17 protein-coding genes and 1 pseudogene are annotated in these 22,907 nt (G+C 69.8%); 7 read left to right on the top strand and 11 right to left on the bottom strand.

Annotation, left to right across the window (positions count from 1 at the left end; translation table 11 throughout):
• Positions 1-16: 16 nt before the first annotated feature.
• The 9 genes from AC5L36_RS01370 to rpmH all read right to left on the bottom strand — a co-directional run bounded on the left by AC5L36_RS01370 (position 17) and on the right by rpmH (position 9,171).
• Positions 17-865: a hypothetical protein gene (locus AC5L36_RS01370; protein ID WP_441216313.1), complete on the bottom strand. Its 849-nt coding sequence runs from the start codon at positions 863-865 to the stop codon at positions 17-19.
• 2,100 nt (positions 866-2,965) lie between these two features.
• A complete protein-coding gene (locus AC5L36_RS01365; protein ID WP_441216032.1) occupies positions 2,966-4,006 on the bottom strand; it encodes a ParB/RepB/Spo0J family partition protein in 1,041 nt (346 codons plus the stop codon).
• 34 nt (positions 4,007-4,040) lie between these two features.
• On the bottom strand, positions 4,041-5,483 hold the full coding sequence (locus AC5L36_RS01360; RefSeq protein WP_441216315.1) for a ParA family protein: 1,443 nt from the start codon (positions 5,481-5,483) through the stop codon (positions 4,041-4,043).
• A 282-nt stretch (positions 5,484-5,765) separates the two neighbouring features.
• Positions 5,766-6,527 (bottom strand): 16S rRNA (guanine(527)-N(7))-methyltransferase RsmG, encoded by a 762-nt coding sequence (gene rsmG / locus AC5L36_RS01355; protein WP_441216033.1) that lies wholly within the window; start codon positions 6,525-6,527, stop codon positions 5,766-5,768.
• A 4-nt stretch (positions 6,528-6,531) separates the two neighbouring features.
• Positions 6,532-7,116, bottom strand: coding sequence for a Jag family protein (locus AC5L36_RS01350; protein ID WP_441216317.1), 585 nt, complete (start codon positions 7,114-7,116; stop codon positions 6,532-6,534).
• A gap of 169 nt (positions 7,117-7,285) precedes the next feature.
• Positions 7,286-8,299, bottom strand: coding sequence for a membrane protein insertase YidC (gene yidC / locus AC5L36_RS01345; protein WP_441216034.1), 1,014 nt, complete (start codon positions 8,297-8,299; stop codon positions 7,286-7,288).
• Entirely contained in the window at positions 8,296-8,553 is a 258-nt protein-coding gene (gene yidD, locus AC5L36_RS01340; RefSeq protein ID WP_441216319.1) for a membrane protein insertion efficiency factor YidD, read from the bottom strand. The genes yidC and yidD overlap by 4 nt, the downstream gene beginning before the upstream one ends.
• A 44-nt stretch (positions 8,554-8,597) precedes the next feature.
• Positions 8,598-9,002 (bottom strand): ribonuclease P protein component, encoded by a 405-nt coding sequence (gene rnpA, locus AC5L36_RS01335; RefSeq protein WP_441216035.1) that lies wholly within the window; start codon positions 9,000-9,002, stop codon positions 8,598-8,600.
• A 31-nt stretch (positions 9,003-9,033) separates the two neighbouring features.
• Positions 9,034-9,171, bottom strand: coding sequence for a 50S ribosomal protein L34 (rpmH, locus tag AC5L36_RS01330; RefSeq protein WP_441216036.1), 138 nt, complete (start codon positions 9,169-9,171; stop codon positions 9,034-9,036).
• 535 nt (positions 9,172-9,706) lie between these two features.
• On the opposite strand from rpmH, the gene dnaA reads away from it, so the two are divergent.
• From dnaA to AC5L36_RS01305, 5 genes are all read left to right on the top strand, one after another.
• The gene (dnaA, locus tag AC5L36_RS01325) at positions 9,707-11,440 is read left to right on the top strand and encodes a chromosomal replication initiator protein DnaA (RefSeq protein ID WP_441216320.1); all 1,734 of its coding nucleotides are present in this window, start codon (positions 9,707-9,709) and stop codon (positions 11,438-11,440) included.
• Between the two features lie 718 nt (positions 11,441-12,158).
• Positions 12,159-13,292 carry a DNA polymerase III subunit beta gene (gene dnaN, locus AC5L36_RS01320; protein WP_441216037.1) on the top strand — a complete coding sequence of 378 codons (1,134 nt, stop codon included), beginning with the start codon at positions 12,159-12,161 and terminating at the stop codon, positions 13,290-13,292.
• 61 nt (positions 13,293-13,353) lie between these two features.
• Positions 13,354-14,229, top strand: coding sequence for a phosphogluconate dehydrogenase (NAD(+)-dependent, decarboxylating) (gene gnd, locus AC5L36_RS01315; protein WP_441216038.1), 876 nt, complete (start codon positions 13,354-13,356; stop codon positions 14,227-14,229).
• A gap of 7 nt (positions 14,230-14,236) precedes the next feature.
• A complete protein-coding gene (gene recF / locus AC5L36_RS01310) occupies positions 14,237-15,364 on the top strand; it encodes a DNA replication/repair protein RecF (RefSeq protein WP_441216039.1) in 1,128 nt (375 codons plus the stop codon).
• Entirely contained in the window at positions 15,354-15,890 is a 537-nt protein-coding gene (locus AC5L36_RS01305) for a DciA family protein (protein ID WP_441216040.1), read from the top strand. Before recF ends, AC5L36_RS01305 begins: the two co-directional genes overlap by 11 nt.
• A gap of 175 nt (positions 15,891-16,065) precedes the next feature.
• Here the strand turns inward: AC5L36_RS01305 and AC5L36_RS01300 are convergent.
• A pseudogene (locus tag AC5L36_RS01300) lies at positions 16,066-17,163 on the bottom strand (MFS transporter); the annotation flags it as partial.
• A gap of 160 nt (positions 17,164-17,323) precedes the next feature.
• Positions 17,324-17,878 carry a hypothetical protein gene (locus AC5L36_RS01295; RefSeq protein ID WP_441216041.1) on the bottom strand — a complete coding sequence of 185 codons (555 nt, stop codon included), beginning with the start codon at positions 17,876-17,878 and terminating at the stop codon, positions 17,324-17,326.
• 470 nt (positions 17,879-18,348) lie between these two features.
• On the opposite strand from AC5L36_RS01295, the gene gyrB reads away from it, so the two are divergent.
• Together gyrB and gyrA are read left to right on the top strand one after the other, a co-directional pair.
• Positions 18,349-20,292, top strand: a complete 1,944-nt coding sequence (gyrB, locus tag AC5L36_RS01290; RefSeq protein WP_441216042.1) for a DNA topoisomerase (ATP-hydrolyzing) subunit B — start codon at positions 18,349-18,351, stop codon at positions 20,290-20,292.
• Between the two features lie 92 nt (positions 20,293-20,384).
• Positions 20,385-22,907: a DNA gyrase subunit A gene (gyrA, locus tag AC5L36_RS01285; protein WP_441216043.1), complete on the top strand. Its 2,523-nt coding sequence runs from the start codon at positions 20,385-20,387 to the stop codon at positions 22,905-22,907.

Genomic DNA, 22,907 nt, shown 5'->3' with positions numbered 1-22,907 from the left:
TGCTTGGTCGGTTGGTTCAGGTCGTGGCGCGCTGGTGTTCGGGTGTTCCTCCGCGGGCCTCGGACTGCTCGGCGGACCTGGCGGCCGGGACGGCGGGGGCGGGCTGGCCTTGGCGCGCCAGGTCGACGGTGGCGGCGTCTTCGTCGACGGTGGCTTCCGCCGGCTTGGCTTCGCCGGCTGGTGCCGGGTCGGTGGCTGGCGCGGCTGCGCTTGAGGTCGCCACTTGGGTTGCGGCCTTCCTGGTGAGGTCGGCGGTCGCGCCGTCGCGAGTCGCCTCGGCGGCGGTGTCCTCGGTGGTGGTGTCCTCGGCGGTGGTGGTGGCGGTGTCCTCGGCAGCAGTGTCCTCGGCGGTGGCGTCCTCGGCGGTGGCGTCCTCGGCGGTGGCGTCCTCGGCAGCGGTCTCCTCGTCGGCGGGTGCTTCGATGAGCGCCACTGAGGTGTCGTCGGCCTCGGCTTGCTGAGCGAGGCTGGCCGCCTCGGCCTCCGCTTGCTGCACCAGGCTCGACGGCGCCTGCCACTCGATCCGCGGCGGCTCGGCGAGCGGCCTGCCGCCGAACTCCGCCAACCACGCGGCGACGAGCGCGAGGTTTTCCCGCCACGTCGACTCGGAGATCGGCGGAAGGATGTCGTCCCACAGCGAGAGGAACGTGCCACGCAGTTGCAGCCGCCCGTACGGCCGGGCGAGGAACCACATGTGCAGGTGTGCCGACCCGTCTCCCCACCGGTTTACGTGGACGCGTGCCACGCCGTCGAGTGACCGGACAGCCCGCTCCAGCCGCACCGTCATCACGCCGAGCTCGGCCGCCAACAGGTTGGGCAGGTCGCCCAGATCGAGGTGCGAGCGGGACTCCAGGATGAGCACCATCGGCAGTCCGGTGGGCCGATCCATGGCGCGCACACGCCATCGCTCACTGACCCAGATGTACGACTCGTCGGGCGCGTTGCACGCGCTACAGTCCGCTGCGTCTTCGCCCTTGCGCGCCGGCTCGTTGTCCACCGGCGGGTCGAGTGGCTTGACCCGCAGGTCGCCCTCGAAAGGGAAGGAGGGCCACTTCGTGAAGTCAGGAACGGGGGATGCTGTGTCTGGCACGAGGCTGACCCTAACGGAGTTCAGGACCGCTGTCCTTCCCCGTTTCGGGCGGACGCCACCTTCTCTGTCCACAGGCAACCACCGTCCCCGACCGGCACTTTCTCTCGAATCTGGCCCGTCTGTGGATAACCTCTGTGGATTGTGCAGGCCCGTGGTTTCACGTGAAACGGGGGGCGCAGGCGGCGGCTCGTTTCCCGTGAAACATGAACCACGTGTTTGGTGATCGCCGGCTGGGGTGCCGTCCCTCGCAGGGCGATGGTTCCGCGCGAGGGAGGGGTCCTTCGTTCTCTAGGCGAGTCGTGGCGAGGCTGCTTCCATCGGGTGCGACGACGACCGGTGGAGGCGATGTTTCACGGGAAACATCGGTGATCGACTTCTCCTGTTCTCTGGTGACGCGGGGGCCCTCCGCTGGCGGTCGTGATGCTCTGCGACGGGCCGAGCCGTCCTGACTTCGCTCCCGCATCCTCTGGCGTCAGCCTCAGCGGCCGACGGGGATCGAGGCCGCTTGGTGGAGGACCATCGGTCGCCCAGATTTGGCAGGCCGCCGATGAGACCCGGCGCCCGTTCCGCGTGCGGGTGTCGATGGGCCTCGGCGTCATTTGGCGGCTGCGGTTTCGTGTGGTTCTCGGGGAGGCAGCCGGGTGGCGTTCCCCGCTCGGCGTCCCCGGCACATGCGATGGCGACCCGGCGGCGAGGGCCGATCTTCTTCGGTCACACGGTCTCGGTGCACCGCCGTGTCCGGCTCCCGAGATCGCCCCGGCGGTGGTGTCTCTATCGAGCGGGCTACAGCGACCGGCTCGCGTCTCGGCATTCGACTGAACCCGACCCAGTTGGACAGTTCCCTCACGACTGCCCGGACCCGGGGCGGGTGACCTCGCCTGCGCGGTGGAATCGCCGGCAGACCTGACGCCCCCGACGAGTCCGTCTCCGCCTCGGGCACACTGGCGCCGGCCCTCGGCCGTGGCGGTCAGCGCCGACGGCCGCCGCCGTTGGCTACTGGTGTCGCGGAGCCGGCCACAGATGCGCCGTTTCCCTAGAAGCCCGCCGCGGCCGAACCCACACCTCGGTGTCGCCGGGAAGACGGCGCTGACGGCTGGGTGCCCACGGGCCACACGGGGGAGCGGTTGCGAGACGGTGCTCCGAAGGCAACGGTGGCGCCCAAGGCCGTGTGCGGCCCACCCGTCTGGCCGCCGTCGCTGCCTCGGCCAGTCGCCATCGGCCTCCTCTGCCACCACCCGGAGCGCCGCCGTCCACACGCCGCCAGAAGCGCCACCCGCACAGCGCCGGAGCCACACCGCGGGCGCACCCGCCGCAGGGCGGCACTGCGACAGCGCCGCTGCCGCACCGCTACGGCGGCGTCGCCCTAACGCTCGGACTGCCACGCCGCATCACCGTCGGACTGCCAATACCGCACGACAACCGGAGCGCGCCATCACCGCGGCCGGCGCCGGCACCGCAACCGCCGCGCTGCCATCACCGCCGGGGAGTCGGGGAGCCGCCACCGCGACGTGGTCCCGCCGCTCCCGGAGATGAACCGCCGGCGAGATGGACAACGGGTGCGGATCGCGGCGCGTTCTCCACGGCCCGCCCACAGCTGGGCCATGTCCTCGGCTGCTCCTGCCACGGCCCAAGACGGCGCCCCAAGCCAACCGGCACGCGGTACCCGGACTCAGCAAACCTCCCGCGGGCGACCGCCGTTCGACCGGAGACCGCCACGAAGGGTCGAGCCTCGACCACAGCGCCTAGCCCACCGACCCACCCCGCCACGTCCGGCAGAGCGAGCAGCCCACGCCCGACCGTTTCACGTGAAACGACGGCGGCCGTGAACCCCCGAGTCGGGTTCACGGCCGCCACTAGACGACGGGGCGCTGCGGGCTACTCCGGTGGCTGCTCCGTCCGCTCCACTCCGATGATGCCCACGATCCGTTCGAGGTCGTCCACAGTGGCGAACTCGATCGTGATCTTCCCCTTACTGCGACCGATGTCGACCTTGACGCGGGTGTCGAAGCGGTCGGACAGGCGCTCGGCGAGATCGCTGAGTGCGGGTGCGTGTGCCTTGACGCGGCGCTTGGCCGGCTTGGCCGCGGGGCTCGGGCCCTCGGCGACGGCCAGCGCGACGAGCTCTTCGGTGGCGCGCACCGAAAGGCCCTCCGCGACGATCCGCAGCGCCAGCTCCTCCTGCGCCTCGTTGTCCTCCAGGCCGAGGAGCGCGCGGGCGTGGCCCGCCGACAGCACCCCGGCCGCCACGCGGCGCTGCACCTGCGCCGGAAGGTTGAGGAGCCGGATGGTGTTCGAGATCTGCGGGCGGCTCCGGCCGATGCGCTTGGCCAGCTCCTCGTGCGTCGCCCCGAACTCCTCCAGCAGCTGCTGGTACGCGGCCGCCTCTTCCAAGGGGTTGAGGTTGGCGCGGTGGATATTTTCGAGCAGCGCGTCCCGGAGCATCGCGTCGTCGCGCGTGTCGCGCACGATGGCCGGGATCGTGTCGCGGCCGGTCGCCTGGGCGGCACGCCAGCGGCGCTCGCCCATGACGAGTTCGTACTTCTCGCCGTCGAGCTCGCGCACCACGATCGGCTGGAGCAGCCCTACCTCCTGGATCGAGGTCTTGAGCTCCTCCATGGCCTCTTCGTCGAAGACGTGCCGTGGCTGCTTCGGGTTGGGCACGATCGACCCGACCGGGATCTCGGCGAAGCGGGCGCCGGGCACGGGGGCGAGGTGGCTCGTGGTGGCCCCGGGCGTGAAGGCCAGCTCGGCCGGCGACACGTGGGCAGGTGGCGCGCTCTCAGTGGCGGCAGCCTCTCCAGCACCGGGCGACGCCGTCGCGTCAGCCGCCTCTTCGCCACCCGACGGCTGTGCGGGCGCGGTGGGGATCAGCGCCCCCAGCCCGCGCCCGAGCCCGCCGCGCGGACGGTTCTTCATGCCGCACTCTCCCGATCATCGACGAACGGCTGCCTCACGCCGCTCCTCCCAGTTTGACCCCGCGCTCCGCGATTTCCTGAGCGGCCTCGAAGTAGCTCGTGGCGCCCCGCGAACCGGGATCGTAGGTCATGACCGACTGGCCGTAGCTGGGCGCCTCGGAGACGCGGACGTTGCGGGGGATGACCGCCTGAAGCACCTTGTCGCCGAAGTGGTTGCGCACGTCCTGCTCGACGGCGTCGGCCAGGCGGGTGCGGCGGTCGTACATGGTCAGCAGGATCGTGGAGACGTCGAGCGTCGGGTTCAGGTGCTGCTTGACGAGGTTGATGTTGTTGATCAGTTGGTTGAGGCCCTCCAGCGCGTAGTACTCGCACTGGATCGGGATCAGCACCTCCTGGGCCGCCACCAACGCGTTGACCGTCAGCAGCCCCAGCGAGGGCGGGCAGTCGATGAAGACGTAGTCGAACTTCTCCGGGTGCGCGGTGATCGCGCGGGAGAGCCGGGACTCGCGGGCGACCACCGAGACGAGCTCGATCTCGGCGCCAGCGAGGTCGATCGTCGCGGGAACACACCAGAGGTTCGGGATCCCCTCGACGGCCTGGGCGACGTCAGCCAGCGGCACGTTGTCGATCAAGCAGTCGTACACGTCCGGGATGCCGGCGTGGTGCGGCACGTTGAGCCCAGTGGAGGCGTTGCCTTGCGGGTCGAGGTCGACCACCAGCACCCGGTTGCCGTGGAGGGCGAGCGCCACGGCCAGGTTTACGGTGGTCGTGGTCTTACCGACGCCGCCCTTCTGGTTTGCCACGCACATGATCCTCGACCGGGCGGGGCGAGGCATGGTGACCTCGCCACTCGGGTTCAGGATCTGAACTGCGCGCATTGCCTCCATAGCCAACGGTGGATCATCCTCTTCACGCGACGGGGTTTCACGTGAAACGTACGCGTCAACCCCTCCTTCCTCCCCATAAGGCCCTGCTGCCGGCGCGGGCGTGTCGGAAGGTGGCGCTGGAGAGGGTGACGGCGCGGCGCCTGAGACAGGCTTTACCGACGCCGTGGCCCGAGCCGGCGCGGGAGCGCTGGCGGGGGAGACCGCCGGAGGAGCCGACGACGGCGCGGGCGGCTGCGGCCTAGGCGCCGGGTTGGGACGGCGATGCGGATCGTCGGGTGCGCCGGTCGGGTAGCCCGTCGGCGGCTGAGGCGTACGCTCTGGCACTGCTGACCTCCCGGTGGCCGGACCCGGCTCGCCGTCAGGGCGGGCGGGGCGGTCGTATCCGCTGCCGGCCCGCGGCTGTGGCACGGCGTGCGGATCGCTCCCTTGCCCGGGAACGGCGCGGCCGACGGACCAGCCCTCGTAGTCGGTTCCACGTGAAACAGCGGCACCGCCCGCGCGATAGCCGCCGGGGTGGCTCAACCCCGAATCGTCGTACCTACCGTTGTCCTGCACCGTGTCATCCCTGTCCACTTCGGATGGGTCGGCCATAACAGCACTCGCGCCCGGATGCCCCGGCGACGCGTGCGGCCCGACGGGCAGCGGGGGACGCTGCCGCACAGGAGCCGCCGCCGGTTCCACACTATCGACGCGCGGCCAGCCTACGGCCGATGGGCGCGAGAGGCCATTGGTGTCCGACACATGAGCCCGACTGGCACCCCGCGGCGGTACGACATACAGGAGAAAGCCGCATACACGCCGCAGTACACCGCCATATCTTGGTACCGCGTCCGGCGGCCATCCGATACCAACAGTTCGTGGCCGCCCAACCATCTAACCCCTCCGCGCTCTACCCCCGCGCGCGGTGCCACCGTCCGATGTAGACCGGCGGCTCGCCCCCCGCGATGCCTTTGACCGTGCCGGCCCGACGGCGCGCTCCCGGACGATCTCCACGACGGTCGTCGGCGGGTCGATGAGACCGACCCCGCATCGCCGTACGACCGGCGTGGCACCGCCCAGCCGACCGATCGCGTCACGGTGTGCCGCCACCTCGTCGGCGGCCGAGGCGCCCTTGAGCGCGAGCAGCCGCCCACCGATGGCGGCGAGGGGTAGACACCAGCCAGCGAGCCGGTCGAGTGGCGCGACCGCCCGAGCGGTGACGATGTCAGCGGGACTCCTCCCGGCGACCTCCTCGGCCCGCGCCCGGACCACCTCCACGGTCCGGTCGAGGTCGAGCTCCGTCACCACCTCCGCCAGGAAGGCGGTCCGTCGTGCCAGTGGCTCGACCAGGGTGACCGTGAGGTCAGGCCGTGCCACAGCAAGCACGATACCGGGCAAACCGGCACCGGACCCCACGTCTACGACAGAAGCCCCCTCCGGGATCAGTTCGGCAACTACCGCGCAGTTGAGCAGGTGGCGATCCCAGATGCGCGGCGCCTCGCGCGGACCGATGAGGCCGCGCACGACCCCTTCGGTCGCGAGCAGCTCCGCGTACGCCACGGCACGGTCGAGCCGGTCACCGAACAGCGCGCCGGCGGGCACAGGCAACGGCCCGGGTGGCGAACCACCCGGGCCGGAAGAGACGTCGCTGGGCACGTGGCTAGTCGGTGACCGGACGCACGACGATGCGCCGGTTGGGCTCGACACCCTCCGACTCGCTCTCCACGCCGGCGAGCGCGTTGACCACGTCGTGTACGCACTTGCGCTCGAACGCGGACATCGCCTCCAGGCGCACCGGCTCGCCGTACTCCTTCACCTTCTCCACGGCGTTCTTGGCGACGGCGGCGAGCTCCTTGCGCCTGTTGGCCCGGTAGCCCCCGACGTCGAGCAGCAGCCGGCTGGGCGTGCCGGTCTGCCGGAACACGGCCAGGCGGGTCAGCTCCTGGAGCGCCTCCAGCGTGGCGCCGCGCTGGCCGACCAGCGGCTGGAGACGCCCGCCGACCACCTCGACGACCGGCCGGCCGGCGGAGACCAGCTCGTCGATGTCGCCGTCGTAGTCGAGGATGTCCAGCAGGCCCTCCACGTAGTCCGCGGCGATCTCGCTCTGCCGGAAGAGATCCGTGTCGCTGGGGGCGGCGTCCGCCTCCTTGACGTCTTCGTCCTCGCCGTCCTCCACCGCATCCGGCTGGGCGTCCAACTCGTCGTCGAGGGACTGGTCGGTCTGGGGAACGCTGGTGTCGGTCACCGGTCTCATCTCCGTACTCGCTCGGCTGGACCGTCTCCGGTCCGCTGGTTTCCCGGGGCGGGCGAGTGCTTGCCTGCGTCCACGGGCACGTCTGTTGTTTGGGCCGCCATTCGCGGTCGCCGGGGGAGCGCCGCGGTGCCCGCCGGCCAGCCGGCGGGCACCGGTCGCGTCAACCCTGGCGCTTGGCGGGCTTGCGCTTCTTCGGATTCACCGGCTTGGCGCCGGGCCGCGGTGCGAGGGCCTTGCCGTCGACCGCCGGCTTGGTGTCTTGCACCGCGCCGTTGTTCTTGGAACGGCTGAACCGGCTCGCCGGCTTGTCCTGCTGCTTCGCCGGGGCCGCCTTGCGGGCGCCCGGACCGGGCACCGCCTTGCCGCTCTTGTTGTTGATCACCGGCGGCGGGTACTTGCGGAGCACCCACTGCTGCTGGCCGAGCGTGAACAGGTTGTTGGTCACCCAGTAGATGATCACGCCGATCGGGAAGATGCCGCCGGAGATGAGCAGCGAGGCCGGGATGCCGTAGAGCATGAGGCGCTGGATCATGCGCTGCTGCGGGTCTTCGGCCCAGCCGGTCTTCAGGATCATCTGGCGGCTGGTGAGGTAGGTCGTCGCGATCATGATCGCGACCAGGATGCCCGCGATGATCTTTACCGTCGTGCCGTCGGCGCCGAGGCCTTGCAGCTCGGACGACGAGGAACGGAACGAGGCGGCGATCGGCGCGGTAAAGAGCTTCGCGTGCACGGCGCTATCCCACTGCGCCTGGCTCCACCCGTAGATCGTCGTGTTGATCGTCTGGAACGGGTCGAGCCGACGGAGCACGTGGAAGAGGCCGAGGAAGACCGGAATCTGAAGGAACATGGGCAGGCAGCCCATGAGCGGATTGGCCTTCTCCTTCCGGTAGAGCTCCATCATTTCTTTCTGGAGCGTCTCCCGGTCACCCTTGTGCTTTTCCTGGAGGGCCTTGACCTGCGGCTGCAACGCCTGCATCGCGCGCTGCGACTTGATCTGCTTGACGAAGACCGGGAAGAGGATCACCCGGAGGGTGACCACCAGGAAGAAGATGGCGAGAATCCAGGCCCAGTTGGTGCCCAAGACGGTGCCATCCGGGATGCCGATCGTTTCCCACAGCGAATGCCAGCGCAGCAGGATCCACGAGATCGCCCAGTAGATCCAGTCGAGACTCAATTCGGGGCTCCAGTCACATCAGCACGACGGTGGCTCTTGGGTGGGGGCACGGGATCGTACCCGCCGGGGTGGAACGGGTGGCAGCGCAACAACCGCCAGGTCGCGAGGCCGGTCCCCCGCAAGGCGCCGTGTGTGGCGATGGCCTCGAGGGCGTACGCACTACATGACGGGTAGAACCGGCAGCGCGCCGGCAATGCCGCGCTTATCCAACGACGGTACGCGATGACCAGTGCGCTCAGCACCCGGGCCGCTATCCCGAGCCGGGGGCGTGGAGCCGGCTGGCCGTGCCGCTCGTCACTCACCGCCGCGCCCCTCTGCCACCCGGGCGGTCTCGGCCCGGCCTGCGGGCGGCGGCGAGTGCGGCGTCCAGGTCGGCGCCGAGCCTCTCGTAGGGCGCGGTGGCCGCACCGGGCTGGGCACGCACGACCAGGACGCTCCCCGGTGGCAGGGTGGCCAGGCGCTCGCGGACGAGGTGGCGAAGCCGGCGGCGCACCGTGTTGCGCGTCACCGCCCCGCCGACGGCCTTGGACACGACGAAGCCGGCGCGCACCGAAGAATCGTCGGTGGGCGCCGGCTCGGAAAGCTCGGTCTGCTGTGGGACGGTCAGGTGGACGACCACGGACCCGCGGCCGGCACGACGGCCGCCGCGTACCGCTGCGGCGAAGTCGCTGCTGCGCCGCAGTCGCTGCGCCGCGGCCAGCACGACTGCCTCACCTTCGACCTGCCCGCCGGGCTCAGGCCGACAGGCGGGTGCGCCCCTTCGAGCGACGGGCGGAGAGGATGGCACGGCCGGCACGGGTGCGCATGCGCAGCCGGAAACCGTGGGTCTTGGCACGCCGGCGGTTGTTCGGCTGGTAGGTGCGCTTGCTCACGTCTAATCTCCGTCTTCACTACCGGGTGCATTTTGCTCAGCACGAGGCGCTCCGTCAGGCCACGGAGCAGCCGCTCAAGCTTACGCAGACCGGCAATCACCGTCAAACGGTCGGGTCCGGGGAGGCATCGAGGAGGGCTTTCGGAACGGCGTGTGCTTCCCGCATCACCGTGGGCAGTGGCCTCAATGCGCGGTTTCGCGGCCACCGACAACGAACCGGTGTGGACAGCGGTTGAAGGGTTGTGGACAACGCTGTTAGCGTGCCCGATTGCCGGTCCGCGACAGGGGGTCACTGCCGCTACAAATCGGTGCAAAACCGGACGAGGCAGTCAGTCGTTCGGCACGGTGTACCGCTTCCAGCGTCGTCGCAGGCCGAGCGAGCTCCGCTGGAGCGTCAGGCTGGAAACCACAATCGGTCGGTACACAGGCTGTGGATAACTTGTGGACGACTGGCGGCAACGGGGGCAGCCCGGGGCGCTCGGAGGGCGAAGGGGGTGGCGCGAGGGGTGGCCGAGAATGATCTGGCCGTCGTCTGGATGGCGGCGACCGAGGAGCTGGCTGACGAGATCGTCTCGGCGCAGCAGCGCGCGTACCTCCGGTTGACCCGCCTTGGTGCCATCGTCGAGGACATCGCGCTGCTGTCCGTGCCGGACGCGTTCACCCGCGACGTCATCGAGTCGCGCCTGCGCCCGGCGATCACCGACGCGCTCTCCCGCCGGCTCGGCCGGCCGATCCAGGTGGCCGTGACGATCCGGCCGCCGGAAGACGGGCAGGGCCGCCCGGCCGGCACCATCTACGGCAGCCCGGCCGACCTCGACGCCGGCGACGACGGGTTCGAGGGCGCCTTCGTGGAGGAGGAGCCGACCGGCTCGGCACAGCACCCGATGTCGCCCGCGGCCGCGCCGGCGACCGGTTCCGCGTCCGTGCCCATGGCCCGCGACCCAGAGCAGGGGCAGGGCGCGCTCTTCTCCGCGCCGCGCCAGGCGACCGAGTCGCTCGGCGACACCGACCGGCTGCCCGTGCACGCCGAGGCCGTCCCCGACTACCGGGACGACATGCACCATCCGGACCTCACTCGCCGGGACGAGCCGACTACCCGAGACCTGCGCCATGACTCCGGGCCCGACAGCGGTCCCGGCCGCGCGGCGGCCATGTCCGACCGGGGCACCGCGGGGCGCGATCACCGTCCGGGCGGTCCCGCCCGCGACGACCGCCGGCCCGGTGGAGGTACCGAGTCGGGCGGCAACCGCCTCAACCCCAAGTACATGTTCGAGACGTTCGTCATCGGCTCGTCCAACCGCTTCGCCCACGCGGCGGCGGTCGCGGTCGCGGAGTCGCCGGCCAAGGCGTACAACCCGCTGTTCATCTACGGCAGCTCCGGGCTGGGCAAGACCCACCTGCTGCACGCGATCGGCCACTACGCCACCACGCTCGGCAACGCCCGCTCCGTGCGGTACGTCTCGACCGAAGAGTTCACCAACGACTTCATCAACTCGCTGCGCGACGACAAGACGAGCGCCTTCCAGCGGCGCTACCGCGACGTCGACATCCTCCTGATCGACGACATCCAGTTCCTGGAAAACCGGGAGCGGACGCAGGAGGAGTTCTTCCATACGTTCAACACGCTCCACAACGCGAACAAGCAGATCGTCATCACCTCGGACCGCTCGCCGAAGCAGCTCGCGACGCTCGAAGACCGGCTGCGTACCCGGTTCGAGTGGGGCCTGCTCGCCGACATCCAGCCGCCCGACCTGGAGACCCGCATCGCGATCCTCCAGAAGAAGGCCGCACAGGAGCGGCTGTTCGCGCCGCCGGACGTGCTGGAGTTCATCGCCTCGCGGATCGCCAACTCGATCCGCGAGCTCGAGGGCGCGCTCATCCGGGTGACCGCGTTCGCGTCGCTGACCCGCTCGGCGGTCGAGCTGTCGCTGGCCGAAGAGGTGCTGCGCGACTTCATCCCGGACGGCTCGGGGCCCGAGATCACCGCTGACCAGATCATGGTGTCGACGGCCGACTACTTCGGCGTGAGCCTCGAAGACCTGCGCGGCCACTCGCGCTCGCGGGTGCTCGTCAACGCCCGCCAGGTTGCCATGTACCTGTGCCGCGAGCTCACCGACCTGTCACTGCCCCGCATCGGGCAGGCTTTCGGCGGCCGCGACCACACCACCGTGATGCACGCCGACCGGAAGATCCGTCAGCAGATGGCCGAGCGCCGCTCGCTGTACAACCAGATCGCCGAGCTGACCAACCGGATCAAGCAGAACTCCTGACAGCCCGCCCCGGACCAGCGAGCCGTCGCCCCGACGGTCCGGGAACACACAGGCGTGCCCGCAGATCCTGGCCGAAAGTCTGCTTTCCACATCCGTCCACACGCGTCCACACGCTGTGTCCACTGTCGGTGGACAACACCTTGTGTTCTTGCGAAGGGTTACCCACAACCTGTGGACAACTCCTGGGGAAACCGCTGTGGACGTGTACGGCGGGTAACAAGACTGTCCACGACCGATGGCGCAGGTGTGTACGAGGTGTTGAAGGTTCTGGGGAAAAGTCGTGGGGGACCTCCACCACGCTCTCCACAGACCTGGGGAGAAACCCGGGGGATAGCCGGTGGATGACCGGTGGACAGAGGTGGACAACCATTGCTCGATCGCCAACCTGTGGAGGGACGGCCCGCTTCCTACCCTGCTTCTCCACAGCCAAACCACCGGTGGATAACGGCCTGGCCAGGGGAGACGCCCGTCCTCCACAGTTCACACAGGCCCTATGAAGACGATGAACTTGATCCTTCTAAGACAACAAAAATCAATCACCGGCGTTGTGCGTTCTGTGGACCGGCTCCCGCCGGGCCAACCTAGGTATCTGATCGGGCAAACCACCGGGGGTGGGCGTACGCCGCCGGCCGGGGAGCCCTATGGTCGGTAGGGCGGTTCTGCGCCGGCGCTCACGGCCCGGACCGCCACACCACCGAGTCGACGCGGAGGCACAGGCATGAAGTTCCGAGTTGAGCGCGACGCGCTCGCCGACGCCGTGGCGTGGACGGCGAAGAGCCTGCCCAACCGGCCTTCGGTGCCGGTGCTCGCCGGAGTGATGATGCGGGTGACCGAGGGGCAGCTCAACGTGTCCGGCTTCGACTATGAGGTCTCCAGTCAGGTGAGCGTCGACGTGCAAGGTGACGCCGACGGCGCGGCCCTCGTGTCCGGCCGCCTGCTCGCCGAGATCACCAAGGCGCTGCCCGCCAAGCCGGTCGACATCGCGGCCGTCGGTGCGCACCTGGAGCTTGTCTGCGGCAGCGCCCGCTTCACGCTGCCCACCATGCCCGTCGAGGACTACCCGACCTTGCCCGAGATGCCCGACAGCGCCGGCACGGTCGACGCGGCCGAGTTCGCCTCCGCGGTGGCCCAGGTCGCGATCGCCGCCGGCCGCGACGAGACGCTGCCGATGATGACCGGCGTCCGCATCGAGCTCAATGGCAGCTCGCTGGCGATGCTCGCCACCGACCGCTACCGCCTCGCGATGCGCGAGATGCAGTGGCGCCCGGAAAACCCCGACCTGAGCATGAACGCGCTCGTGCCCGCCCGCACTCTCGCCGATACCGCCAAGACGCTCGGCCCGCTCGGCGGCGACGTGACGATGGCGCTCGCCCACGGCGGCGCCGGCGAGGGCATGATCGGTTTTGTGGGTGGCGCGCGGCGCACCACCAGCCGCCTGCTCGACGGTGCCAACTACCCGCCGGTGCGTTCACTCTTCCCGGCCTCGCACAACGCCGAGGCCCGTGTGTCGGTCGCCGCCCTCAACGAGGTGGTCCGCCGCGTCGCCCTCGTCGCCGACCGCACGACGCCGGTCCTGTTGAGCTTCAGCGACGAAGGGCTGGTGGTCGAGGCCGGCGGCACCGAGGAGGCGCGGGCCAGCGAGGCGATGGAGGCCGCCTTCACCGGCGAGCCGCTGACCATCGGCTTCAACCCGCAGTACCTGCTCGACGGCCTCGCCGCGCTCGGTTCCCCCACCGCGATGCTGTCGTTCGTCGACGCCTTCAAGCCGGCCGTGATCTCGCCGGCGGGCGAGGATGGTGAGATCGTCCCTGGCTACCGCTATCTGATCATGCCAATCCGGGTAACCCGCTGATCGGGCTATCCGGCGCGACAGCAGGCACAACTAGCCGGGACAAACAGGGGGGATCAGAGTCATGCAGCTAGGGCTTGTGGGCCTTGGCCGGATGGGCGGCAACATGCGTGGGCGGCTGCGCACTGCCGGCCACGAGGTCATCGGATACGACCGCAACCCGGACGTGTCCGACGTCGCCAGCCTGGCCGAGCTGGTCGAGCGGCTGGCGCCGCCGCGTGCCGTGTGGGTGATGGTGCCGGCCGCGGTGACCGACGCGGCGATCGAGGAGCTGGCCACCCTCCTCGCCGAGGGCGACCTCATCATCGACGGCGGCAACTCCCGCTTCAGCGACGACGCGCCACGCGCCGAGCGGCTGGGGCGGCAGGGCATCGGCTACATGGACGTCGGCGTCTCCGGCGGCGTCTGGGGCCTGGAAAACGGGTACGCGCTGATGGTCGGTGGCGACCCCGAGCACGTGTCGCGGCTGGAGCCGGTCTTCGAGGCGCTCAAGCCGCAGGGCCAGTTCGGCTTCGTGCACGCCGGCCCGGTCGGCGCCGGCCACTACGCCAAGATGGTCCACAACGGCATCGAGTACGGCCTGATGCACGCGTACGCGGAGGGCTACGAGCTGCTCACCGCATCCGAGCTCGTCACCGACGTGCCCGGCGTCATCAAGTCCTGGCGGGACGGCTCGGTCGTCGAGTCGTGGCTGCTCGACCTGCTCGACCGGGCGCTCGACGAGGATCCGGATCTGGCCAACCTGAGCGGCTACACGGAGGACACCGGCGAGGGGCGCTGGACCGTCGAGGAGGCGATCCGGCTGGCCGTCCCGATGAACGTGATCGCCGCGTCCCTGTTCGCCCGTTTCGTGTCCCGGCAGGACGACTCGCCGGCCATGAAGGCGGTCGCCGCGCTGCGCCAGCAGTTCGGCGGGCACGCGGTCCGCAAGCGGCCGTAGCCGCCCGATGTACGTCAAACGGCTCGAGCTTGTCGACTTCCGCTCGTACGAGCGGGTGGAGGTCGATCTCGAGCCGGGCGGGTCGGTGCTGGTCGGCCACAACGGCGTCGGCAAGACCAACCTGATCGAGGCGCTCGGCTACGTCGCCACGCTGGGCAGCCACCGCGTGGCCACCGACGCTCCGCTGGTCCGGGCCGGCGCGGCGGCAGCGGTGATCCGCTGCATGATCGTCCACGATGGACGCGAGCTGCTGGTCGAGCTGGAGCTCGTGCCGGGCAAGGCCAATAGGGCCCGGCTCGGCCGCTCGCCGGTGCGGCGGGCGCGCGACGTGCTCGGCGCGCTGCGGCTCGTCCTCTTCGCGCCGGAAGACCTCGAGCTGATCCGCGGCGACCCGGGCGAGCGCCGCCGCTACCTCGACGACCTGCTCGTCGCGCGGCAGCCGCGGTACGCGGGCGTGCGCGCCGACTACGACCGGGTGATCAAGCAGCGCAACGCGTTGCTCCGCACGGCGTACCTGGCCCGCAAGACCGGCGGCAGCCGGGGCGGCGATCTGTCCACACTCGACGTTTGGGACGCACACCTGGCCCACCACGGCGCCGAGCTGCTGGCCGGCCGCCTGGAGCTGGTCGCCGCGCTTGCCCCGCACGTGACGAAGGCGTACGACGCGGTGGCGGCCGGCAAGGGCAGCGCGTCGATCGCGTACAAGGCCACCGTGCCGGTCGACCCGCCCGACCGTGAGGCGCTCCAGGCCGCGCTGGCCGCCGCGCTCGTCGAGTCGCGATCGTCCGAAGTGGAGCGTGGCGTCACGCTGGTCGGCCCGCACCGCGACGACCTCACGCTTACGCTCGGCGACCTGCCCGCCAAGGGCTACGCGAGCCACGGCGAGTGCTGGTCGTACGCGCTGGCGCTCCGGCTCGCCGCGTACGACCTGCTGCGCACCGAGGGCATCGAGCCCGTACTCGTGCTCGACGACGTCTTCGCCGAGCTCGACGCCGGCCGCCGCGCCCGCCTGGCCGAACTTGTCGGTGGCGCGAGCCAGCTGCTGGTAACGTGCGCGGTTGCCGAGGACGTGCCGGCGGTTCTCCGCGGGTCACGCTACGAGGTGGCGGAAGGACGGGTGCACCGTGTCGGATGAGCCCGAAAGCCCGAAGGCCGGACCGGAGTTGGCCCGTGCCGTTCTCGACGCGGCAAAAGCGCGCCGGCAGGCGGCCGCACCCCGCCGGCGTACTCCGTCCAATGGGGACGACGGGCGACCGGTGGTCGGCGGCCGGCGCGCGCGGGGATATTCCGGACCGGGGCCCGACCCCCGCGACCCGCAGGTGTTCGGCGACGTGCTCGCCAAGCTTGTCAAGGCACGGGGGTGGCAGCGGCCGGCGGCGGAGGCCACGGTCTTCGGGGCCTGGGAGCGCGTGGTCGGTCCAGACATCGCCAAGCACAGCCGCCCGATCAAGCTCGACGACGGCGAGCTGACCGTGGAGGCGGAATCTACCGCGTGGGCGACCCAGCTGCGGCTGCTGGCCGCGTCCTTGCTCCGGCGGATCGCCGCCGAAGTCGGCCATAACGTGGTGCGCAAGCTGCACATTCACGGACCGGCCGCGCCGTCCTGGTCACGCGGCGCCAGGCGGGTGCGGGGCCGTGGCCCGCGGGACACATACGGCTGAGTGCCGCGTTCGCGCGCAGCCGCGCGGCGTTCAGGCCGACCGACTCGCGCAGCGTTATCCGCACCTCGACCGGGCGCACCGGCCGGCCGTATAAGCGGGCCAGCGCCACACCGGTCGCGGCGGACGCGATCGCGGCGACCGCGCCGGCCAGCACGAGGGTCTGCCGCGGGCCGACGTGCTCGGCCAGCCAGCCGAGCAGGGGGGCGCCGACCGCGCCGGCCACCGACCCCGTAATCGTCAGTGCGGCCAGCACCCGACCGCGCATCTCCTCCCGGGTGTCGAGCTGTACCCGGGCGGAGACCGTCGTGTCGATCAGGACCGCGGCCGCCGCGATCGGCAGGATCAGCGCGGCAAAGCTCCACACGCCGGGCATCAGCCCCGCGCCCAATTGCAGCGCGCTGGCGAGCAGGCCGGCGCCGACCAGCGTGCGGTAGCCCAGCGACGGCCGCCGGGCCGCGGCGAAGCCGCCGACCACCGTGCCGACCGCGAAGACGGTGGAGAGTGCGCCGTAGCCGCCGGCGCCGCCGCCGAGCGGCCCGCCGCTCATCGCGGCCATCGTGATCTGGTAGTTGCGACCGAGGCTGCCGAGCACGAACGCCAGCGCGAGCGCAACGAGTACGACAGGTTGGCGGATCAGGTACGCGAAGCCGGCGCGCACGCCGCCGTCCTGGGCTGGTTCCGGCGCGGCCGCGTGGGCCGGGCGCACGGCCAGGAGGGCACCGACGACCGCGACGAAGCTCACCGCGTTGACCGCGAACAGCGGGGCGGGTCCGGCGGCGGCCACCATCGCGCCCCCGGCGCTCATGCCGAGGATGCGGCCGGCCGAGTTGGTCAGCGAGCCGAGCGCCAGCGCGTTGCCGAGGGTGTCGCGGTGCACGAGCTGTGCACCGAACCGGCCCATCGCCGGTCCCTCCACGGCCGAGACCACGCCGCCGAGGAGCGAGATCGCGTACACCGCGGGAAGGCCACCGGCGGACGTCGTGGCGATCACCGCGAGAGCCGCCGCGAGCGCGGCGTGCGCGAGCTGGGTGGAGAGCAGCAGCGGGCGGGCCGGCAACCGGTCGGCAAGCGCGCCGCCCCAGGAGGCGAGCAGAAGCACGGGCAGCGCCTGGAGCAGCACCGCGAACCCCATCCGGGCGGCGGATCCGGTCTGTTCCAGGACGTACCAGTTGACGCCCAGCACCTGCATCCACGTGCCCGCGACCGAGACGAACCCCGCACCCGCCCAGATCCGGTAGTCCCGATGTCGCAGGGCGGCGAACGTCGTGCCCATGAAGTGCTGTGCTCCTGCCGTGACTCTCCGTCACCACCGGCTGGTGGCGCGGGCAAGTCTGGCTACTTCAAGGCGGATTTAGCCCGGTCCGGTGAGCGACTTCACGTAGCTCAGCGTGATGATGGGCCGTCCGGACGAGGCCGGAGAAGAGGATCGGCTGTCAGAAGTCGGCGTAGACGGCGAAGCCGCGGTCGGCGCACCGGCGGTAGAAGCGGGACAGCACGCCCAGCTCCGAGCGGGAGAAGCTCCACTGCGGCGCGCCCCCGGACTCGTCGCGCAGCCCGTCGAGGCGGTTGTCGAGCCAGCGCAGCTGCTGGTCGGCCAGGCGGCCGCCGGCGAGGGCCGCGCGCAGCACCGCGCCCACCGTGTCGAACGTGACCGCCTCGCCGTGCTCCCGATGGCTTTCCACGAACCGCTCCAGGCCGCCGGCGATCCAGGCGCAGCCGTCCGGGTCGATCACTGGGTCTTCGTCTTCAGCCGCGGCCTCTGTGGCGTACAGCACACCATCCAGGCCGAGGAGCAGGTCGACCAGCTCCGTGTACGCCGTGGCGCGCACCGTGCCGGTCTTCGCGATGTGGCCGGCGAGCGCCGCGGTCGGCGCAGAGACCTGCGGATCGTCCGCGAGCTCGGCGAAGTCGACGAACTCGGCGGGGGCCACGGGGTCGTAAAAGCGGCCGGTACGCGGCCATTTCACGGCGACGTTGTCCAGCCCCATCGTGGGGTCACCCTCTCCTGTAGCGCAGCGTGACCGTGCGCCTGCTATGTGCAAAAGGCGCCCGGTGGTTCAAACGGCGCCGGGCAAAATTACGACACGGTGTGCCCTTTGCGCGACCCCCGAGTGGGCACTCCCGTAGTTTCGGTCCCGCTGGGCGGTCTTCCGCGTCGGGGCGCCCCGCGTGTGGGGGGAGTCGCGACCGGCGCCATTCGGCCCGCTATGAAGGTCTCAGGTGCCCGCATGGGGTGCCGTGTACCCGGTTTCCGGCCTCCGCACAGTAAGATTGGAGGCGACGAAGACGCCGGTGCATCCGGCGCTCGGAGTGAACGTGATCCGCGGGCGACCGCGGTGACTGGAGCGCCCGCCACAGCATACGTTGCGGTGGCGCGCGCCCCTGCCGCCGTGACAGCCCGCCATACCCCGCGCCCCCGCGCCGACCAGCGCTGGGCAGTGCGAGAAAGTGGCCGAGGGTGGCAGCGCAGAAGAAGCAGGAATACGGCGCCGAGTCGATTACCGTCCTTGAGGGCTTGGAGGCGGTCCGCAAGCGCCCCGGTATGTACATCGGATCCACCGGTGAACGGGGCCTGCACCACCTGGTCTGGGAGGTCGTCGACAACGCGGTCGACGAGGCGCTGGCCGGCTACTGCGACACCATCGACGTGGTCCTCCTCGCCGACGGCGGGGTCCGCGTGGTCGACAACGGCCGCGGCTTTCCCGTCGACCTGCACCCCAAGCTGAAGAAGCCCGGCGTCGAGGTGGCGCTGACCGTCCTGCACGCCGGCGGCAAGTTCGACGGCAAGGCATACCAGGTTTCCGGTGGCCTGCACGGCGTTGGCGTCTCGGTCGTCAACGCGCTGTCGGCGCGGATGGAGCTGGAGATCTGGAAGGACGGCTTCACCTACCGCCAGCAGTACCACGACTCCAAGCCGACCCCGCTGGCGAAGGGCGAGACGACCAACCGCACCGGCTCCTCGGTGGCGTTCTGGCCGGACCCGAAGGTCTTCGAGACCACCGAGTTCATGTTCGAGACGATCTACCGCCGGCTTCAGGAGATGGCGTTCCTCAACCGTGGGCTCACCATCCACCTGCGTGACGAGCGCACGATCGAGGAGGACGGCAAGCCGCGCGAGGTGACCTTCCTCTACAAGGGCGGCATCGCCGACTTCGTGCGGCACCTCAACAACACCAAGAGCGCGATCCACAAGACGGTCATCGAGTTCGGCGCCGAGGACGACGGCATGTCGGTCGAGATCGCGATGCAGTGGAACGAGTCGTACGGCGAGTCGGTCTACACCTTCGCCAACACGATCAACACGCACGAGGGCGGCACCCACGAGGAAGGCTTCCGGGCGGCCCTGACCACCGTGGTCAACAAGTACGGTGCGGACAAGAAGCTCCTCAAGGGCGACGAGAAGCTTTCCGGCGAGGACATTCGCGAAGGGCTCGCCGCGATCATCTCGGTGAAGCTGGCCAACCCCCAGTTCGAGGGCCAGACCAAGACCAAGCTCGGCAACACTCCGGTGAAGAGCTTCGTGCAGAAGGTCTGCAACGAGTGGCTGACCGACTGGCTGGAGCGCAATCCCGCCGAGGCCAAGATGATCATCTTGAAGGCGACCGCCGCCGCTCGCGCCCGGATCGCGGCGGCGCAGGCCCGCAAGCTGGCCCGGCGCAAGTCGCTGCTGGAGTCCGGCTCGATGCCCGGCAAGCTGGCCGACTGCCAGTCGACCGACCCGCGCGAGTCGGAGGTGTTCATCGTCGAGGGCGACTCGGCGGGTGGCTCGGCCAAGCAGGGCCGTGACCCGCGCACCCAGGCGATCCTTCCGATCCGCGGCAAGATCCTCAATGTCGAGAAGGCCCGGATCGACCGGGTGCTCAAGAACAACGAGGTCCAGGCCCTGATCACCGCACTGGGCACCGGCGTGCACGAGGACTTCGATATCGAGAAGCTGCGTTACCACAAGATCATTCTGATGGCCGACGCCGACGTCGACGGCCAGCACATCCAGACGCTGCTGCTGACGCTGCTCTTCCGCTTCATGCGGCCGCTGGTCGAGCTGGGCCACGTCTACCTCGCCGCGCCGCCGCTGTACAAGATCAAGTGGAACAAGAAGGGCGATGACGCGCAGTATGCGTACTCGGACCGCGAACGCGACGGGTTGATCCGGCTCCGCCAGGAGAAGAAGCCCAACGCCAAGCCGGATGACATCCAGCGGTTCAAGGGTCTCGGCGAGATGAACTACCCGGAGCTGTGGGACACCACGATGAACCCGGCCACCCGTACGCTGCGTCAGGTGACCCTGGATGATGCCGCAACGGCGGACGAGCTTTTCAGCGTCCTGATGGGGGAGGACGTGGAGGCGCGTCGCTCGTTCATCCAGCGGAACGCGAAGGACGTGCGCTTCCTGGACATCTAGCGCGGCCCCACAACGTTATCCACAGCTTTTGCAGTTTCCACAGCCGTTGTCCACAGGCTTTATGCGGCTTTTAGTCTGATAAGGGTTTGATTGTGACGGACACTCCATTCGACAGCGAACCGGACGACTCGAACAGCGCCGACGAAAACGGCGAGGGCGGCAACCGCCTTCGGGTCGAACCGGTCGGCCTCGAGGTGGAGATGCAGCGCTCCTACCTCGACTACGCGATGAGCGTGATCGTCGGCCGAGCGCTGCCGGATGTACGCGACGGCCTCAAGCCGGTGCACCGCAAGATCCTCTACGCGATGTACGACTCGGGCTACCGCCCGGACCGCGGCTACGTGAAGTGCTCCCGCGTCGTCGGCGACGTCATGGGTCAGTTCCATCCGCACGGCGACTCCGCCATCTACGACGCGCTCGTGCGCATGGCCCAGCCGTGGTCGCTGCGCTACCCCTTGGTCGACGGCAACGGCAACTTCGGTTCGCCGGGCAACGACCCGGCCGCCGCCATGCGATACACCGAGTGCAAGCTCGACCCGCTGGCGATGGAGATGCTGCGGGACATCGACGAAGACACCGTCGACATGCAGGACAACTACGACGGCCGGGCCAAGGAGCCCACAATCCTGCCGTCGCGGATCCCCAACCTGCTGATCAACGGTTCCGAGGGCATCGCGGTGGGCATGGCCACCAAGATCCCGCCGCACAACCTGCGGGAGATCGCCGCCGCCGTGCAGTGGTGCCTCGAGCACCCGGAGGCCGACGAGGCCACCACGCTCGACGAGCTGATCCAGATCGTCAAGGGCCCCGACTTCCCGACCTACGGCCTGATCGTCGGCATGGCCGGCATCCAGGACGCGTACCGGACCGGCCGCGGGTCGATCCGGATGCGCGCGGTGGTCGAGGTCGAGGAAGACAAGAAGGGGCGCGCCTGCCTCGTCGTCACCGAGCTGCCCTACCAGGTCAACCCGGACAACCTCGCCGAGCGGATCGCCGAGCTGGTCAAGGAGGGCAAGCTCGCCGGCATCGCGGACATCCGCGACGAGTCCTCCGGTCGCACGGGCATGCGCATCGTGATCGTGCTCAAGCGTGACGCGGTCGCGAAGGTCGTGCTCAATAACCTGTACAAGCACACGCAGCTCCAGGAGACCTTCGGCGCCAACATGCTGGCGCTCGTCGACGGGGTGCCGCGCACGCTCAACCTGGCCCAGTTCATCCGGTACTACGTCGAGCACCAGATCGACGTGATCCGCAGGCGCACGGCGTTCCGGCTGCGCAAGGCCGAGGAGCGGGCGCACATCCTGCGCGGTCTGGTCAAGGCGCTCGACGCGCTCGACGAGGTGATCGCGCTCATCCGGCGTTCGCCCACCGTGGAGGAGGCCCGCACCGGCCTGATCCAGCTGCTCGACATCGACGAGGTGCAGGCCACGGCGATCCTCGACATGCAGCTGCGCCGGCTGGCCGCCCTCGAACGCCAGAAGATCATCGACGAGCTGGCCAAGATCGAGCTGGAGATCGCCGACCTCAAGGACATCCTCGCCAAGCCGGAGCGGCAGCGGAAGATCGTCTCGGAGGAGCTGGCCGAGATCGTCGCCAAGTGGGGCGACGACCGCCGCACCAAGATCGTGCCGTTCGACGGCGAGGTCTCGATGGAAGACCTCATCGCCCGCGAGGACGTGGTGGTCACCATCACCCGCACCGGGTACGCGAAGCGCACGAAGGTCGACCTCTACCGCTCGCAGCGCCGGGGCGGCAAGGGGGTTAGCGGCGCCTCACTCCGCCAGGACGACATCGTCAGCCACTTCTTCGTGACCTCGACGCACTCCTGGATCTTGTTCTTCACCAACAAGGGCCGGGTCTACCGGGCCAAGGCGTACGAGCTGCCCGAGGCCAACCGGGTGGCCAAGGGCCAGCACGTCGCCAACCTGCTGGCCTTCCAGCCGGAGGAGCACATCGCGCAGGTGATCGTGATCTCCAATTACCAGGTCGCGCCCTACCTTGTGCTCGCCACCAAGAATGGGCTCGTGAAGAAGACCCGGCTGGAAGAGTTCGACTCCAACCGCAGCGGTGGGATCATCGGGATCAACCTGCGCGACGAGGACGAGCTGGTCGGCGCCGCGCTCGCCGGCCCACAGGACGACCTCCTGCTGGTGTCCAAGAACGCACAGGCCATCCGGTTCAACGCCACCGACGAGGCTCTGCGTCCGATGGGTAGGGCTACCTCGGGTGTGATAGGCATGCGATTCAGTGAGGACGACGTGCTCCTCGCGATGGAGGTCGTACGCGAGGGCATGGATGTTTTGGTGGCGACCAACGGCGGGTATGCCAAGCGCACACCCATCGAGGAGTACCCGGTGCAGGGTCGCGGCGGCAAGGGCGTGTTGACCGCCAAGATCACCGAGCGTCGTGGTGGACTTGTGGGTGCGGTCGTCATCAACCCGGACGACGAGCTCTTCGCTATCACAAGTAACGGCGGAGTTATCCGGACTCCGGTGAAGCCTGTACGCCGCACTCGCGATCGGAACACAATGGGGGTCAAGTTGATGGACCTGCCAGACGGTGTAACCATCGTGGCCATTGCTCGCAATGCCGACGAGCCTGACGAACAGGACTAG

Source organism: Phytohabitans sp. LZ39 (genome assembly GCF_059359075.1).
This window is presented reverse-complemented; position numbering and strand designations above follow the sequence as displayed.

Bases quoted from the DNA above. Each gene is read 5' to 3' on its own strand.
- AC5L36_RS01295 (WP_441216041.1), bottom strand. From the start codon at position 17,878: ATGGGGCTGGACAACGTCGCCGTGAAATGGCCGCGTACCGGCCGCTTT.
- recF (WP_441216039.1), top strand. From the start codon at position 14,237: ATGTACGTCAAACGGCTCGAGCTTGTCGACTTCCGCTCGTACGAGCGG.
- dnaA (WP_441216320.1), top strand. From the start codon at position 9,707: ATGGCGGCGACCGAGGAGCTGGCTGACGAGATCGTCTCGGCGCAGCAG.
- AC5L36_RS01365 (WP_441216032.1), bottom strand. From the start codon at position 4,006: ATGAAGAACCGTCCGCGCGGCGGGCTCGGGCGCGGGCTGGGGGCGCTG.
- dnaN (WP_441216037.1), top strand. From the start codon at position 12,159: ATGAAGTTCCGAGTTGAGCGCGACGCGCTCGCCGACGCCGTGGCGTGG.
- AC5L36_RS01370 (WP_441216313.1), bottom strand. From the start codon at position 865: ATGGTGCTCATCCTGGAGTCCCGCTCGCACCTCGATCTGGGCGACCTG.
- AC5L36_RS01360 (WP_441216315.1), bottom strand. From the start codon at position 5,483: ATGGCCGACCCATCCGAAGTGGACAGGGATGACACGGTGCAGGACAAC.
- gnd (WP_441216038.1), top strand. From the start codon at position 13,354: ATGCAGCTAGGGCTTGTGGGCCTTGGCCGGATGGGCGGCAACATGCGT.